Here is a 14350-nt window from a genome sequence, read left to right as displayed (position 1 = left end):
GGATAATGATCAATGGCTAAACCAAAAAAAGTCGTTCGCACGAAACGTCGCGACCGGAAAAATATTGATAGCGGCGTGGCTCATATCCGTTCCACGTTCAACAACACGATCGTTACGATCACCGACCCGCACGGTAACGCAATCTCATGGGCTAGCTCCGGCAACCTTGGTTTCAAGGGTTCCCGCAAAAGCACCCCGTTTGCCGCTCAAATGGCTGCTGAATCCGCTGCAAAAGCTGCAATGGAGCACGGCATGAGAACGGTTGAAGTTATGGTTAAAGGACCTGGCGCTGGCCGTGAAGCTGCGATTCGTTCGTTGCAAGCTGCTGGTCTGGAAGTTAACCTGATCAAGGACGTAACTCCAGTTCCTCATAACGGATGCCGTCCGCCAAAACGTCGTCGCGTATAGTCTGATCCACGGTGGTATCAAATAACAACAACTTGTGAATAATGGTTGTGAAGGTTTGGCATACTACGAGGTTTGACATAATCAACGACTAGGTAACGGAGCGACGTTTGAAGGAGGGTACTATTGTGATTGAGATCGAAAAGCCGAAAATCGAAACCGTAGAACTGAACGATGCAGGAACCTACGGACGTTTCGTGGTCGAGCCGCTGGAACGCGGATACGGCACGACGCTTGGAAATTCGCTTCGCCGAATTCTGTTGTCGTCTTTGCCTGGTGCAGCTGTGACGTCGGTGCAAATTGACGGCGTACTGCATGAATTTTCTACGGTTCCAGGAGTGATTGAGGACGTAACGGAAATCATCCTGAACCTGAAAGGCCTGTCGCTTAAAATCCACTCCGATGAAGAGAAGGTGCTGGAGATCGATGCGGACGGGGAAGGCAACGTAACAGCGGGCGACATTCGAGCTGATAGCGATGTTGAGATTTTAAGCCCTGATCTTCACATTGCGACCTTGGCCTCCGGAGCGCGACTCCATATGCGGATTTTTGCTAATCGGGGACGCGGTTACGTGCAAGCGGACCGGAACAAGAGCGACGATCAACCGATTGGCGTCATTCCTGTCGATTCCATTTACACGCCCATTACTCGCGTTAATTACAGCGTAGAAAATACACGCGTTGGCCAAGTCACTAACTATGACAAGCTGACGCTTGAAGTATGGACGGATGGCAGTATTCGCCCCGAAGAGGCTGTAAGCCTCGGCGCTAAAATATTGACCGAGCACTTGGACTTGTTCGTTGGATTAACGGATGAAGCCAAAGATGCGGAGATCATGGTTGAGAAGGAAGAAGATAAGAAAGAAAAAGTTCTAGAGATGACCATCGAGGAACTGGATCTTTCAGTACGTTCATATAACTGCTTGAAACGTGCGGGCATTAACACTGTTCAAGAGCTGATTACGAAATCCGAAGAGGACATGATGAAGGTTCGTAACTTGGGCCGCAAGTCGCTTGAGGAAGTTCAAGAGAAGCTTGAAGAATTGGGTCTTGGCCTCCGTATGGAAGAATAGCAGTCACACAACCAGGTAAGACAACAGAGCAAGGGAGGGGAAAACAAGATGGCATATCAAAAATTGGGACGTGACGCAAGTGCGCGGAAAGCATTGTTCCGTGACCTCGTTACTGATCTGTTCCTTTATGAGCGTATTCAAACGACTGAAGCAAAAGCGAAAGAGGTTCGCTCTATCGCTGAAAAGCTGATCACTAAAGCTAAAAAAGGTGATCTTCATGCTCGTCGTCAAGTAGCAGCTTTTGTACGTCGCGAAACCGTTAACGGTGAGCAAGACGCAATCCAAAAGCTGTTCTCCGAGCTGGCTCCTCGTTACTCGGAGCGCGCAGGCGGATACACGCGTATCCTTAAGCTAGGTCCTCGTCGCGGTGATTCCGCGCCTATGGTTTACCTTGAGCTGGTTGACCGCGCGTAAGATGCACACAAGCAAAAAAGGTGGACTCTGATGAGGCCACCTTTTTTTTATTTGGAACTGGGGGAGACAGCGTGCGCAACATTGGCGTAAAAGTAAGCTATGACGGCACCCATTTTAACGGCTTTCAATCGCAGCCCTACGGCAGAACCGTACAGGATGAAATTGAAAAGGCGCTCAAGCATTTGACGGGAGAAACCATTGTTATTATCGGTTCGGGCCGGACGGACGCGGGCGTTCATGCTATGGGCCAAGTGTTTAACTTTTTAACGGAGTCGTCTATACCGACGGAGCGTTGGGCTATTGCTCTTAATACGAGACTGCCTAAAGATATTATTATTTTGGAAGCATGGGACGTAGCCGAGGGTTTTCATTCCCGGCGTTCGGCGAAACGAAAGACGTATCGGTATACGATTGATACAGGAAAGTTTCCCGATGTGTTTGGCCGCTCATACCGTTTCCATCATCCCACTAAGCTGGATGTGGAGGAGATGGAGAAGGGGTTGTCTTATTTAATCGGAACGCATGATTTTACCTCTTATACGTCTATACATTCTACAAAGCCTCACCATATTCGCACGATTTATGAAGCTTATTTCGTGAGGGAGGGAGCTGCTCTTCACATGTATGTAACAGGCAATGGGTTCCTTTACAATATGGTTCGTATCATTATGGGTACGCTGTTATTTGTGGGCCAAGGAAAGTTGACGGCCGAAAATATGAAGCTCATTTTGGAGGGCAAGTCCAGGGCGCTTGCTGGTCCGACGGCAATGGCGCACGGCCTGACGCTCGTTGAGGTGAATTACGATGATGGGCATTAAATCCAGGCGATACCGATTCAATGGATGGTTACCAATCAAAATAGGCTCTCCGCAAGTCGTTGCCCGACTTTGAGGAGAGCCTATTCATATAAGGATTACTTTAAAGTAAAGTTACCCGAACCGGTACGTACATAAAGCTCCGTCTTACCCGATCCGAAAGCGCCGATCAGACGATCGCCGTCTTCGTCTTTATCCTCGAAGGAAAACCCGCTTTTTCTAATTTTTCCGTATCCCGATCCGGCTTTGAAGTCCACAGCTAGAGATTCTGGATCTTGATCAAGCTCAACCGTGACGTTGCCGCTTTTTGTTTTGAGATTTGCATCCTCAAGCAAATGTTCCGCCTCGATCAAAATATTGCCGGAGCTCGTTTCGGCCTCATACTCAGCGTTGCCTTCAAGTGCCTTGATGTTGCCGCTAGTCGTGATCAGTGTTAATTGATCGGCTTTAAATTGCTCGATAGACACATTGCCGCTGGTCGACTTCAGGTTGGTGCTCCGGCTTACCGCTTCTTCCAGCTTAATATTGCCGCTTATTGTTTTTGCTGTCAGCTCTGTAGCCTCCAGAACCTTGGCATGGATACTGCCGGAAGTCGTTTTAAGCGAAAGCGTACCTGCTTCTAATTGATCGGCTGTTATATTGCCGCTTACGGTCGACACAGCCACTTCCTCCCATTGTCTTTCGGGCAGCTCAATATTGATTTTGACTGACGACCAGCCCAAAAACCAACCGTTTCGGGAAGTAGAGCCGATATGCAAAGTATCGCCTTCTCGTTTGTTCTCGAGCTTATAGTTGTCTTTCACAGTTTTGCTTACGGTGCCTTCCATCCGCACGACGGCTTGATCCGATGATCCCCGCGAGAGGATTATATCTAAACTTTTGTCATAAATAGCGATTCGTTTGATGTCATCCAAATCGTATGACTGCTCTTCATATATTTTTTTAGATACTAAGTTTTTGACCGTTTCATAAGGCGTCCCTTCATCGGCATTAATCACGTAGGTCACCCCAATAATCCCCACTATTACTAAAATACCGCCCACCAGTTGTCTGACTCGTCTCACTTCATCCACTCCCATTTTCTTTCTGTCGTTTAGCGCTCATCGTCCATAGTTCTTTATTTAAATTCATTTTAGCAAGCATCGGGCAACCAAAAAACGTACTGCTGAATGAATTTCCCCTCGGTCTCTGGACGGAGATGGAGTAAAGAAAAAGAAAAAGAAAAAGAAAAAAGCCGCTGTGTCGCCCCAACGGCTTTCTTCTTGAGTTTGAATTATTTTAAAACAAAGTCGCCTGAACCCACACTTACTTTTAGTTTGATTTCACCTGCTCCAAAGGTACCTGTAAAGTTATCCGTATTCGCCTCTCCACCGGTATAAACAAAACCATCCTTTTGAATGACGCCCTCACCTGAGCCCGCATCGAAATGAACGGCTAAGGAGGAGGGAGTTTCAACTAATTCGACAATGACGTCGCCGCTGGTCGTCTTAAGCTCCGTATCATGTTTAAGATTGTCAGCCTGTAGATGAATATCGCCTGAGCGCACGCTGCCTTTCAGTTGCGAGAGACCGTCAAATAAGGCCACATCACCGCTGCTCGCTTCAAAGTTGATCCCTTCAGCTTTATAATCCTTAACCGTAATATCTCCGCTGTCCGCACCAAGCTCAACGGTTTTGGCTTCTACTTGTTCGAAATGAAGATCGCCGCTATTGGCAGTTGCTTTCAGCGAGGAGAGGGAGGTAAGGCCGCTAGCTGCAATGTCCCCCGAATCGGCATGCCATGCGGCTTCGTTGAATGTGAGCCCCTCCGCCGTAATATCTCCGCTGTCAACATTGACCTCAATTCGATTATAGGTTTTGTCCGGAAGCTCGATCGTCAGCTTTATTCTAGACCATCCGAAGCCGACCCCAAAACCGCGTTTTCCTTCGAGGGCTACTTCAAGTGTATCGCCTTTTGGCTCCGCGGTTAATTTTAAATGTTTGAGCAGAGCTTTGGTTGCACTTCCTTCCAGTGTGGCGGATGCTTCTGTGCCGCCGTTCACTCGTACAATATGGACATCGATGCTGTCGGATTTGACGGATAGGTTGGTAATCGCCGCAGCATCGACGGTCTGGCGTTCATTGACTTCAGTAGTAAAAAAGGAAGTCATTCCTTCCAAAGGCGATTTCCCCCCTGTGGCAATTACATAAGTCAGTCCAACAATCCCTATCAAAATAAGGACGGTTCCAAGTTTCGATCGTTTGTTCATATTTGTTCTCTCCTTATGTATGAGTTCGAATCGGGCAGCTTCAGGGTAAACCTGACAGCTGCTCGCGTCGCTTTATTGTATCAAGGTTTGGTGAATGATGGAACAGACCGTTGATGTACGAAATGGCAGGACTTTGGTCCAGAATTCGAGAGCTGTAAAGTTAAGAAGAAATTGAAATATGACTTGCATATAGGCGCTAAATATAGTAGTATATAACTTGTGCTTTCTTAGTGGCTATCCCACGGCCCCGACTAAGAACGGCCACAACAAGCAAGGTTCTAACATGAATAACAAACCAACGGAAACGTTGTTATAAAAACGATTATTGTAACAGAATTAAGGAGGATCATCCATGCGTACCACCTATATGGCTAAGCCAAATGAAGTTGAGCGTAAATGGTTCGTCATCGATGCGGCAGGCAAAACGCTCGGACGTCTGGCTAGCGAAGCTGCAAGCCTAATCCGTGGCAAACACAAGCCGCAATTTACGCCACATGTTGACACAGGCGATTTCGTTATCGTGATCAACGCTGAGAAAATTGTTTTGACAGGCAAAAAATTGACTGACAAAATGTACTACCGTCACTCGATGTACACTGGTGGTTTGAAAGTTACCCCGGCACAAGAGATGATCAAAAACAAGCCTGAGCGCGTGATTGAGTTCGCGGTACACGGCATGTTGCCTAAGAACCGTCTTGGCAACAAAATGAAGCTTAAATTGAAAGTTTATGCAGGTGCGGAACATCCACATCAAGCCCAAAACCCTGAAGTCTACGAGCTTCGCGGGTAATAAAGAGGAGGACATGTTTCATGGCTCAAGTGCAATACTATGGAACTGGTCGTCGTAAACACTCTGTTGCACGTGTACGTCTTGTGCCGGGTGAAGGACGAATCATTGTTAATAAACGCGATTTGAATGAATATTTCGGTTTGGAAACACTCAAACTGATCGTAAAACAACCGCTTAACCTGACTGACACATTGTCCAAATACGATGTGCTGGTTATCGCTAACGGCGGCGGTATTTCCGGTCAAGCTGGCGCTATCCGTCACGGTATCTCCCGTGCTCTGCTTAAAGCAGACCCTGAGTTCCGTCCGGCTTTGAAGCGTGCAGGCTTCCTAACTCGTGATCCGCGTATGAAAGAACGTAAAAAATACGGTCTTAAAGCGGCTCGTCGCGCTCCACAGTTCTCGAAACGTTAATCAACGTTCAAAAACGCTTTCTTCGTTTATCGGAGGAGGCGTTTTTTTTGTATTCCGTTTCGCGCTAGTTTGTGGAATAATAGAATAGACTATACAAATTGTTCCAATGTTAACGGCTGTTAAATCCGTAAGATTTAATTAAAAGTTATCATTGAACAAAACGGCTGAAAGGCATATAATCTATAATACAGACTACTTTACTAGGAATTGATTAACGGAGGTCATTCGTATGAATCTGTTTGAGAAGGAAGCACTTATCGCGCAGAAAGCTGTTGAACTGGAGAACGCAACACCGGAAGAAATTATTCGTTTTGCCGTGGAGACATTTCCGAACATTACTTTTGCGTGCAGCTTCGGCGCAGAGGATGTTGTTTTGGTTGATATGCTGCAAAAGGTAAGCCCAACAACAGATATTTTCTATCTGGATACGGACTTTCATTTCAAAGAGACTTACGAAACGCGTGACCGTTTAGCTCAGCGCTATCCGGGCATTCCTTTTGTTGAAGTAAAACCGGAAATAACGCCTGAAGAGCAGGCGGCACAATTTGGCGATGAGTTATGGAAAACAGATGCGAATAAATGCTGCGGCATTCGAAAAGTAGACCCGCTCACGAAAATTTTGTCCAAATATGAGGCATGGATTACTGGAATTCGCCGCGATCAGGCGCCGACTCGTGCCAATGCCAAAAAAATCGAATACGATGTGAAATTCGGACTTGTGAAGTTTAATCCGATTGCGCACTGGACAACCGAGGATGTATGGAATTACATTCGCGAAAACGATGTCGTTTATAATTCGCTGCATGATAATTATTATCCAAGCATCGGCTGTGAACATTGCACGCGTCAGGTTATGCCAGGAGAAGATCCTCGCGCAGGACGCTGGTCGGGCCAAGAAAAAACAGAATGCGGGCTTCATAAATAAGAAGATCATTTTAGGAGGCATTTTTCGATTATGAGTCAAATCTTACCTCATGGCGGCGTGCTGGTTAACCGGATCGCCGAAGGCGCGGAACGTGAAACGCTTCTGCAGGAAGCAAAAGGCTTTACCTCGATTACAATTAACGCATGGGCGATTTCTGACCTTGATTTGATCGGCGTCGGAGCATTTTCCCCGCTTACGGGCTTCTTGAACGAAGAGGACTACAAGTCGGTAGTGGAAAACATGAGACTCGCGAATGGAACGGTATGGAGCATTCCGATTACTTTGGCTGTAGACGAGGCTAAAGCGGCTGAGCTAAGCGTCGGAGCACGCGCGTCACTAGTTGGCGAAGATGGCGTCGTATACGGGATCATTAATGTCGAGAGCATTTACCAAGCGGATCAGAAGCTGGAAGCGGTCAAAGTGTTCAAAACGGACGATTTGGAGCATCCGGGTGTACAAAAGCTGCTTGAGCGTCCCTCCACATACGTGGGAGGCTCGATTACGGTATTGAACCGTCCTGAGCCGGAGAAATTCCAGGAGTTTTATTTCGACCCGTCGGAAACGCGCCGTATCTTTGCAGAGAAGGGCTGGAAGAGTGTAGTTGGCTTCCAAACGCGCAATCCGGTTCATCGGGCACATGAATATATTCAGAAAACGGCTATGGAAATTGTCGATGCGCTGTTCCTGAATCCATTGGTGGGCGAAACGAAGTCGGATGACGTTCCGGCGAACGTTCGTATGAAAAGCTATCTGGCTCTTTTGGAAAACTATTACCCTGAGAATCGTGTATTTTTGGGTGTATTCCCGGCAGCTATGCGTTATGCAGGGCCGCGCGAAGCGATTTTTCATGCGCTTGTCCGTAAAAACTACGGCTGCACGCATTTTATCGTTGGACGAGATCATGCCGGCGTAGGCGATTATTACGGAACTTACGAAGCTCAAGACTTGCTCAAATCGATTCCAGCTTCCGATCTTGGCATTACGCCGCTTTATTTTGAGCATAGCTTCTATTGCACGACTTGCGGCAACATGGCGACTACAAAAACATGCCCGCATGACAAAACGTCTCATTTGACGCTATCCGGTACAAAGGTTCGTGCTTTGCTTCGTGACGGAGTATGCCCGCCGCCTGAATTCTCTCGTCCGGAAGTGGCGAAAATTTTGATCGAAGGCATGTCGCAGCCTGTAGGCTAAGGCGATTTGGCATTCGCCATCCTTTTCCCGAAACATAATTAACCATCTCGTCCCATATACATGAATGTGCGGATAGAGCTTATCCTATTTAACATGGATTAGCTTAAGCCGCACGTTCAGTCTTATGGAAGACGAGGTGGTTTTTTTGATGCGCCGAAGGAAGCGACATATTGTAATATGGATGACTTACAAGGGGGCGCTGCGCGCAGCAGTCGCGGTTCTTGTTGTAGTTTGTACCTTCCTGCTGCTTAAGCAAGGAATGCCTGCCGTTCATACTTGGTCGTATTGGGCGTTGCCGCTATCCGGGAAAACGATTGCCATTGACGCGGGACATGGGGGAGCGGATGGAGGGGCCGTAAGCAAACAAGGCGTCATTGAAAAAGATTTGAACCTTGCGATCGCTTTGCATTTGCGAGATTATTTGCAGCAGGGGGGCGCGATAGTTGTGCTTACTCGTGAAGGCGATTACGATTTGGCAAGCGGTGACACAAAAGCGTACAGCAAGCGAAAAACCGAGGATTTGGTTCGTCGGGCCGCTCTTTTGAATGAAAGCGGGGCATCCGCTATGGTTAGCATCCATATGAACAGTATTCCTCAGTCGAAATGGTCCGGCGCTCAGACGTTTTATCATCCCGGCAATCATCCGGACAACCGTGTGCTCGCGGCTTTTATACAAGATGAAATCAAACGGAATTTAGAAAATACAACTAGAATTACGAGTACGGTAAAAGACGTTTATTTGATGAAAACGGTCAAAGAGATTCCAGCGGCGCTGGTAGAGGTGGGTTTCCTATCGAATCCGGGAGAAGCAAGCCGTCTTGCCGATACGGAGTATCAGAGAAAAGTGGCTGCATCTATCTATCAAGGCATATTGCGGTACATGTCGGGGGAAAAGCTAAGCGGAGGCGAACTCCAGCAATTAGAGTTGCAAAATGGACAGTAGAGCTGAGGCAAGGGGGAAGAGCGCTCCTTTACATAGCCGAATCTCAGTGCTAACTTTAAACACCTTTCTCGCGGGTGGAAAATGGACGTCCTGTGCTATAATGGAGAGGCATCGCTTTGAATTCATAAAGGTGGGACACATATTATGTTGACACGCGAACAAGCAATTGATGCCATCGAATCTGTGATGGCTGGGCAATATCGCTCGGAAGGCGTCAGCTTCCGAGATGTTATGGTGAGAGACCGTCAAGTATCGCTGACGGTTCTAGGAGCGAGCGCGGCGGTTAAGCCCGCGCTTGAGGCCTCGCTTCGCGAGGCGCTGGCGCCACTAGGCGCCGAAACCGTGCATAGCCGGTTTCGGGACGAGGCGCCAGCTTCGGCGGGCGGCGCAGAGCCAGCGCCCGCCACTTCAGGCGGCGGCGAATCCGGAGCCGCCGCAAGCGGCCCCGTACAAGGCCACGGGGCCGATCTTTCCAGCCCGCTGCTGAATGCGGGCAGCGGGACCGAGTTTATCGCCGTCGCCAGCGGCAAGGGCGGCGTCGGAAAATCGACGGTGACCGTCAATTTGGCGGTCGCCTTAGCCCGCAGGGGCAAGCGTGTCGGCATCATCGACGCCGACATCTACGGTTTTAGCGTGCCCGATATGATGGGCATCGAGGAAAGACCGGAAATCGTGAACGATAGAGTAATTCCGATTGAGCGGTTTGGCGTCAAAGTCATCTCCATGGGATTTTTTGTGGAAGACAACAGTCCGATCGTATGGCGCGGCCCAATGCTTGGAAAAATGCTAAGAAACTTTTTCCAGGAAATCGAATGGGGCGAACTGGATTATATGCTGCTCGATCTTCCTCCTGGGACGGGTGACGTAGCGCTTGACGTTCATCAGATCATTCCGCAAAGCAAAGAAATTATCGTGACGACTCCTCATGCGACAGCAGCGTTTGTTGCGGCTAGAGCGGGGGCGATGGCCATCAAGACAAACCATGATATTATAGGCGTTGTTGAAAATATGTCCCATTTTGTATCCAAATCCGGAGAGATTGAATATGTATTCGGCAGAGGCGGCGGCGGCCGACTGGCAGAGACGCTTCATTGTGATCTGCTGGCCCAAATTCCTTTGGGTGCGCCGGACAACCATCCGCTTGAACCGGACTTTTCTCCTTCCGTTTATAGTGCCGATACGGAAACAGGCAAGCTTTATTTGGAGCTTGCTGACAGCGTTATAGAGCGCTGCCAGAAATAATAGGCAAGCCCGAACCGCCAGTTCAACATCTTCATGTTGATCTGTACGGCTCGGGCTTCTTTTTGCTGCATCTGTCTGCTGCATAAGTTTTTCTGCTTAACTACTCGCTCTGCTGCTCTTCCTCGCCTTGACCACCCTCGCCGCCTTCGCCACCAGAGCCGCCGCCCTCTTTTTGTTTTTTCACTTTTTCGTCGGGTTTAGGTTGAAGCTCCTCTTGTACCGCGGATTTCATCAAATCGAGCACTTCAAGCCGGAAAAGAGGATTTTGCATCGATTCCTGCATTAGAGACATAACTTCCTTCCGGTATTGAGCGCTCTTCAGCACATCCAAAATGAGCTTCTCCATTTCCGGGTTTTTCATCGTTTTTACTAATTCCTGCTGGTACGTTGGATCTTTAATGAGCTGCTTGTGGATTTCCTTGTTGTCTTTATTAACGGCTTTTGCAAACTCCCCGGCGAAACGGGTGTCCGTCATCAGCTTTTTAATGACCTTGTCATAATCCGGCGAACTAATAACATCTTTGATGGCCAGACGAACTTCCTCCTGATCCTGTACGGAGAGCAATTTGGAGGACTGAGCGGAATAGCCGGAAAGCTGCTGTGACGATTCCTGCAGCGCCTTTTGCGCATCTTCCGTCTTCAGTATGTCAATAACCATCGATTTCATATCCTTGTAGCTGATTTGCTGCGTATTTCCCGACGGCTCGGCCCCGCAGCTGCTCAGTAATAAAGCAAATGCCATAAGAGCTATCCATAAAGTCCACCGTTTGCGCATGTCCTGCTGGCTCCCTTCTGTGTCCATGCTTGACTGGACATAGCTTTCGCCACTCCAATCCGCGAATGTCGGACGCATGTTGCGTACCGATGCATGATTGTTTCTATTATGTGCATTGTTCACCGTTTTATCATGGACGAGCATTAGCTTTTTGTTACGATCGTGGTAAAATAAAGGGAAAACCTTTTTAGGGGGATATATCGCGTGAATTTACGGAAATGGTTTTTTTTGTTTTGGAGTACCATGGCGATTGGAGCGTTAGTTTGCGTTCTTTGCGGCTTAGTTATGCTTCTGACAGATCAGGAGTTCGGCTTTTTGGGCATGGAGGCAACAGGATTTAACGCCATGACGATGGCCATTTCGGGGCTTATGATCGGGGCATTCAGTCAAATGGGGTTCTTTGCTTATCTGACCTTGAACTATATTGCGCTAAGCGTATTTCGCAAAAAATATTTATGGAATGCCCTGCAAGGCTACACGACCTTGTTTGCCGTATTTGGACTGGGCTATGTTTTGTATGAGGAAAAAACAAACAATTGGTTTTTCTGGGTACTGCCGTTAATTTTGCTCGTGGCTTCTTTGCTTGTTACTTGGCTTAAGGTTAAACAGACAAATAAAACGGCTTTTATTCCAACCATGTTTTTGATGTTTGTTGTAACCTTTGTTGAGGCATGGCCAGCTTTGCAAGGGGATACGAACGTAGCTGCGATCGTATTTATGATGGTTCCTCTGTTCGTCTGCAACGCCTACCAAAACATGATGATGCACCGTCTGCTCAAAAGAGAAACGGCCGGCTCCGCAGCGGTAACTGCAAAGTCGGCCGGTTAAATTTAAGAATTTGTAGCGGCGTCTGATTGCGGAACGGGGGCAGTGCTGGACTGTTTGTCCTGAACGGCGCTGCCTTCCGTCTCCGTTTGGGAAATTAAGCTGGATACGCTCACGAATTCGTAACCGTCTCCCCTTAATTGAGAAATAATTGCCGGCAAAGCCTCGTTTGTTTGAGTAACGGTATCGCTGGCGTGCATAAGGATAATATCGCCGGGATGGGTGCGCGTCACGACGCGGTTAACGATTTTGTCGGTGCCGATATTCATCCAATCCATGGAGTCGGTATCCCATTGAATGACCTTATATTGAAGCTCCTCCGCGATGCGAAGGACACGTTTGTCAAAGTCGCCGTTCGGAAGACGAATCAAATTGGGTTGTTTGCCGGTAAGATCGGACAATATCGTGTGGGCCGTCGTAATTTGCTTGCGAATATCTTCGTCGCTTAATTTGCTGTAGAAATCATGCTTATGGCCGTGGCTTCCGATTTCATATCCGGCCTCTTGTATTTTTTTGACCAAATCGGGATGCGACTGACTCCACGCCGACGACAAGAAGAAGGTTGCTTGCTTGATGTCGTTTGCTTTCAACGTTTCCAAAATAGGCTCGGCACGCTTGTCTCCCCAACTGATGTCGAAGGTAAGGGCGACAACCTTTTTGTCGGTAGGAACGCTGTAGATGGCAGCAGGCTGCTGCGGCGCAAAAACCGTAATGTTGTCGCGCTCGGCGTAAATGACTCCAATAGAGAAAACAAGTGCAATGCAGATGAAAAAATACCGTTTCAGCTTCTTACCATTCATCACATAAAACATATTCATGGGGAAAAGCGCTCCTCTCTTCGCTTCGCCCCGTGCCGAGGCGTCAGCATTTTTACACTAGTAGTACAATCTATGCTCGTACAACGGAGATATTCGTTCTTTTCCGAGAGAAGTTAGGTTTATCATGTATTTTAAAATGAGCGGGGTGTTCAATTGTTTAAAGGGCGCGCAATTATTCAGCATTTGAAAGATATGAGGCGTTACATCGCCTTTTCATTTATATTGTTTTTTGCCGGTATCATCGTAGGCGGGACTAATCCTGCTTTCAAGGCATTTTTGGAGGGGCAACTAACAGGACTCCAGCAATTGGCGAATCTTGTGGATAATACGAACAATCCAACTTTGACGATGATGATCGTGATTTTTCTCAACAATGCGATAAAGTCGATATTAATTATGTATTTGGGCGCCTTTTTTGGCGTGCTTCCTATTTTCTTTCTCGTGCTTAACGGAATGATTATTGGCTATCTGCTTCAAACGATTGCCGATAATCCGGCGGCTCCATCCGTATTTGAAGTTGTGTTCAAAGGATTATTGCCGCATGGCATTATCGAAATCCCGGCAATAGTGATCGCTTGCGCATACGGGATCAAATTTGGCGGATTAACGCTGCGTGCATCAGGAAGCTTGTTGTTCGCGAGACAGAAGCTTGGCGGGATCGGGAAAGAGCTTGAATTTTTTATGATTCGGACTGTTCCAATGATGGTGATTTTAACGGTTTCACTGCTTTTGGCTTCGGTTATTGAAAGTACAATTACAGTTTGGTTGTTAGGGAAGTAATAATATTTCCAAAATTTGAGCATAACAGTAAGGCGGTGTCCATGCGCATTTGCGATGGAGCCGCCTTTTTGTTCGTCTCAGGACGGTCTATATGCGCTATATATTTCCAAAGGAGGCCGCTACGGTTATGCTCGGTATATTGTTTAATGACAAGGAATGCAAAGAATTGGATTACGTCTTGCGGAAAGAGCTTGATGAAATGCTGCTTGATTTGGGTGACTCTAGATTGGATGGCGATATTAAAGGAGCCATTACTCGCCGATATAAAGTCATTTTCAGAATGTACGCGCGCATTGCATCGCCAAAAGAATTGTCGCGTTATGCTCTGAACGTTAGAAACTATCGTTAGTTTTGGAGGTATTGGAAATAGTAAGAATCATTTGAATAAAAGCACTACAACAATAATATAAAAAGGGGTTGCATTTATTTGGACCCCTGTGATATATTAAGTCTCGCCGCTTTTGCGAGTAGACATTGATTGAAAAAGACAAACTTAAAAAAAATGTCGAACATCGAAAAAAAGTACTTGCAATGAGATAGGCACCTGTGATACATTATAAAGGTCGCCGCTGAGACATCGGCGCGATAACGAAAGAAACAAATTGTTCTTTGAAAACTGAACAACGAGCGAAACTGCCCTGTTAATTCTGAAAAGAATTAATGGAATAAAATGAAGACGAAAGTCTTCAA

Annotated in this window: 17 protein-coding genes; 13 read left to right on the top strand and 4 right to left on the bottom strand. The window is 47.3% G+C overall.

The window, feature by feature from the left end:
* Positions 1 to 12: 12 nt before the first annotated feature.
* The 4 genes from rpsK to truA all read left to right on the top strand — a co-directional run bounded on the left by rpsK (position 13) and on the right by truA (position 2710).
* Positions 13 to 408, top strand: a complete 396-nt coding sequence (gene rpsK, locus ACFQZE_RS22725; protein ID WP_116050217.1) for a 30S ribosomal protein S11 — start codon at positions 13 to 15, stop codon at positions 406 to 408.
* Between the two features lie 125 nt (positions 409 to 533).
* Positions 534 to 1478 carry a DNA-directed RNA polymerase subunit alpha gene (locus ACFQZE_RS22720; protein WP_379361432.1) on the top strand — a complete coding sequence of 315 codons (945 nt, stop codon included), beginning with the start codon at positions 534 to 536 and terminating at the stop codon, positions 1476 to 1478.
* Positions 1479 to 1526: 48 nt separating this feature from the next.
* The gene (gene rplQ, locus ACFQZE_RS22715; RefSeq protein ID WP_379361430.1) at positions 1527 to 1892 is read left to right on the top strand and encodes a 50S ribosomal protein L17; all 366 of its coding nucleotides are present in this window, start codon (positions 1527 to 1529) and stop codon (positions 1890 to 1892) included.
* Between the two features lie 71 nt (positions 1893 to 1963).
* Complete coding sequence (truA, locus tag ACFQZE_RS22710) at positions 1964 to 2710, top strand: tRNA pseudouridine(38-40) synthase TruA (RefSeq protein WP_379361428.1); 747 nt, start codon at positions 1964 to 1966, stop codon at positions 2708 to 2710.
* 95 nt (positions 2711 to 2805) lie between these two features.
* Here truA and ACFQZE_RS22705 read toward each other — a convergent pair whose 3' ends face one another.
* A complete protein-coding gene (locus tag ACFQZE_RS22705) occupies positions 2806 to 3771 on the bottom strand; it encodes a DUF4097 family beta strand repeat-containing protein (protein ID WP_379361426.1) in 966 nt (321 codons plus the stop codon).
* Positions 3772 to 3980: 209 nt separating this feature from the next.
* Entirely contained in the window at positions 3981 to 4955 is a 975-nt protein-coding gene (locus ACFQZE_RS22700) for a DUF4097 family beta strand repeat-containing protein (RefSeq protein ID WP_379361424.1), read from the bottom strand.
* A 352-nt stretch (positions 4956 to 5307) separates the two neighbouring features.
* On the opposite strand from ACFQZE_RS22700, the gene rplM reads away from it, so the two are divergent.
* From rplM to ACFQZE_RS22670, 6 genes are all read left to right on the top strand, one after another.
* Positions 5308 to 5745: a 50S ribosomal protein L13 gene (gene rplM, locus ACFQZE_RS22695; RefSeq protein WP_379361422.1), complete on the top strand. Its 438-nt coding sequence runs from the start codon at positions 5308 to 5310 to the stop codon at positions 5743 to 5745.
* 20 nt (positions 5746 to 5765) lie between these two features.
* Complete coding sequence (gene rpsI, locus ACFQZE_RS22690; protein WP_068679314.1) at positions 5766 to 6158, top strand: 30S ribosomal protein S9; 393 nt, start codon at positions 5766 to 5768, stop codon at positions 6156 to 6158.
* Between the two features lie 229 nt (positions 6159 to 6387).
* On the top strand, positions 6388 to 7083 hold the full coding sequence (locus ACFQZE_RS22685) for a phosphoadenylyl-sulfate reductase (RefSeq protein ID WP_379361419.1): 696 nt from the start codon (positions 6388 to 6390) through the stop codon (positions 7081 to 7083).
* Between the two features lie 30 nt (positions 7084 to 7113).
* Entirely contained in the window at positions 7114 to 8277 is a 1164-nt protein-coding gene (gene sat, locus ACFQZE_RS22680; RefSeq protein WP_379361416.1) for a sulfate adenylyltransferase, read from the top strand.
* A 148-nt stretch (positions 8278 to 8425) separates the two neighbouring features.
* A complete protein-coding gene (gene cwlD / locus ACFQZE_RS22675; protein WP_379361414.1) occupies positions 8426 to 9220 on the top strand; it encodes an N-acetylmuramoyl-L-alanine amidase CwlD in 795 nt (264 codons plus the stop codon).
* Positions 9221 to 9364: 144 nt separating this feature from the next.
* A complete protein-coding gene (locus ACFQZE_RS22670; protein WP_379361412.1) occupies positions 9365 to 10462 on the top strand; it encodes an Mrp/NBP35 family ATP-binding protein in 1098 nt (365 codons plus the stop codon).
* Positions 10463 to 10562: 100 nt separating this feature from the next.
* Here ACFQZE_RS22670 and gerD read toward each other — a convergent pair whose 3' ends face one another.
* Entirely contained in the window at positions 10563 to 11237 is a 675-nt protein-coding gene (gerD, locus tag ACFQZE_RS22665) for a spore germination lipoprotein GerD (RefSeq protein ID WP_379361409.1), read from the bottom strand.
* 204 nt (positions 11238 to 11441) lie between these two features.
* Here gerD and ACFQZE_RS22660 point away from each other — a divergent pair, with 204 nt between their 5' ends.
* Positions 11442 to 12065, top strand: coding sequence for a KinB-signaling pathway activation protein (locus ACFQZE_RS22660; RefSeq protein ID WP_379361407.1), 624 nt, complete (start codon positions 11442 to 11444; stop codon positions 12063 to 12065).
* A 2-nt stretch (positions 12066 to 12067) separates the two neighbouring features.
* On the opposite strand, the gene pdaB is transcribed toward ACFQZE_RS22660, so the two are convergent.
* Positions 12068 to 12880 (bottom strand): polysaccharide deacetylase family sporulation protein PdaB, encoded by an 813-nt coding sequence (gene pdaB / locus ACFQZE_RS22655; protein WP_379361405.1) that lies wholly within the window; start codon positions 12878 to 12880, stop codon positions 12068 to 12070.
* Between the two features lie 153 nt (positions 12881 to 13033).
* Between pdaB and ACFQZE_RS22650 the strand changes: the two genes are divergently transcribed.
* Together ACFQZE_RS22650 and ACFQZE_RS22645 are read left to right on the top strand one after the other, a co-directional pair.
* Positions 13034 to 13660: a stage II sporulation protein M gene (locus tag ACFQZE_RS22650; protein WP_379361402.1), complete on the top strand. Its 627-nt coding sequence runs from the start codon at positions 13034 to 13036 to the stop codon at positions 13658 to 13660.
* A 127-nt stretch (positions 13661 to 13787) separates the two neighbouring features.
* Positions 13788 to 14009, top strand: a complete 222-nt coding sequence (locus ACFQZE_RS22645) for a hypothetical protein (RefSeq protein ID WP_379361400.1) — start codon at positions 13788 to 13790, stop codon at positions 14007 to 14009.
* Positions 14010 to 14350: the final 341 nt, after the last annotated feature.

The organism is Paenibacillus sp. GCM10027627 (assembly GCF_042675505.1).
In the GTDB taxonomy this organism is placed as follows: domain Bacteria; phylum Bacillota; class Bacilli; order Paenibacillales; family Paenibacillaceae; genus Pristimantibacillus.
Note: the sequence above shows the minus strand (reverse complement) of the source record. Positions and strands in the feature narration are given on the sequence as shown.

What these genes read in the sequence shown, in the direction of transcription:
- rpsI (WP_068679314.1), top strand. Translation starts at nt 5,766, where the DNA reads ATGGCTCAAGTGCAATACTATGGAACTGGTCGTCGTAAACACTCTGTT.
- ACFQZE_RS22645 (WP_379361400.1), top strand. Translation starts at nt 13,788, where the DNA reads ATGCTCGGTATATTGTTTAATGACAAGGAATGCAAAGAATTGGATTAC.
- cwlD (WP_379361414.1), top strand. Translation starts at nt 8,426, where the DNA reads ATGCGCCGAAGGAAGCGACATATTGTAATATGGATGACTTACAAGGGG.
- sat (WP_379361416.1), top strand. Translation starts at nt 7,114, where the DNA reads ATGAGTCAAATCTTACCTCATGGCGGCGTGCTGGTTAACCGGATCGCC.
- ACFQZE_RS22670 (WP_379361412.1), top strand. Translation starts at nt 9,365, where the DNA reads ATGTTGACACGCGAACAAGCAATTGATGCCATCGAATCTGTGATGGCT.
- rpsK (WP_116050217.1), top strand. Translation starts at nt 13, where the DNA reads ATGGCTAAACCAAAAAAAGTCGTTCGCACGAAACGTCGCGACCGGAAA.
- ACFQZE_RS22685 (WP_379361419.1), top strand. Translation starts at nt 6,388, where the DNA reads ATGAATCTGTTTGAGAAGGAAGCACTTATCGCGCAGAAAGCTGTTGAA.
- ACFQZE_RS22700 (WP_379361424.1), bottom strand. Translation starts at nt 4,955, where the DNA reads ATGAACAAACGATCGAAACTTGGAACCGTCCTTATTTTGATAGGGATT.
- gerD (WP_379361409.1), bottom strand. Translation starts at nt 11,237, where the DNA reads ATGCGCAAACGGTGGACTTTATGGATAGCTCTTATGGCATTTGCTTTA.
- rplM (WP_379361422.1), top strand. Translation starts at nt 5,308, where the DNA reads ATGCGTACCACCTATATGGCTAAGCCAAATGAAGTTGAGCGTAAATGG.
- pdaB (WP_379361405.1), bottom strand. Translation starts at nt 12,880, where the DNA reads ATGAATATGTTTTATGTGATGAATGGTAAGAAGCTGAAACGGTATTTT.
- rplQ (WP_379361430.1), top strand. Translation starts at nt 1,527, where the DNA reads ATGGCATATCAAAAATTGGGACGTGACGCAAGTGCGCGGAAAGCATTG.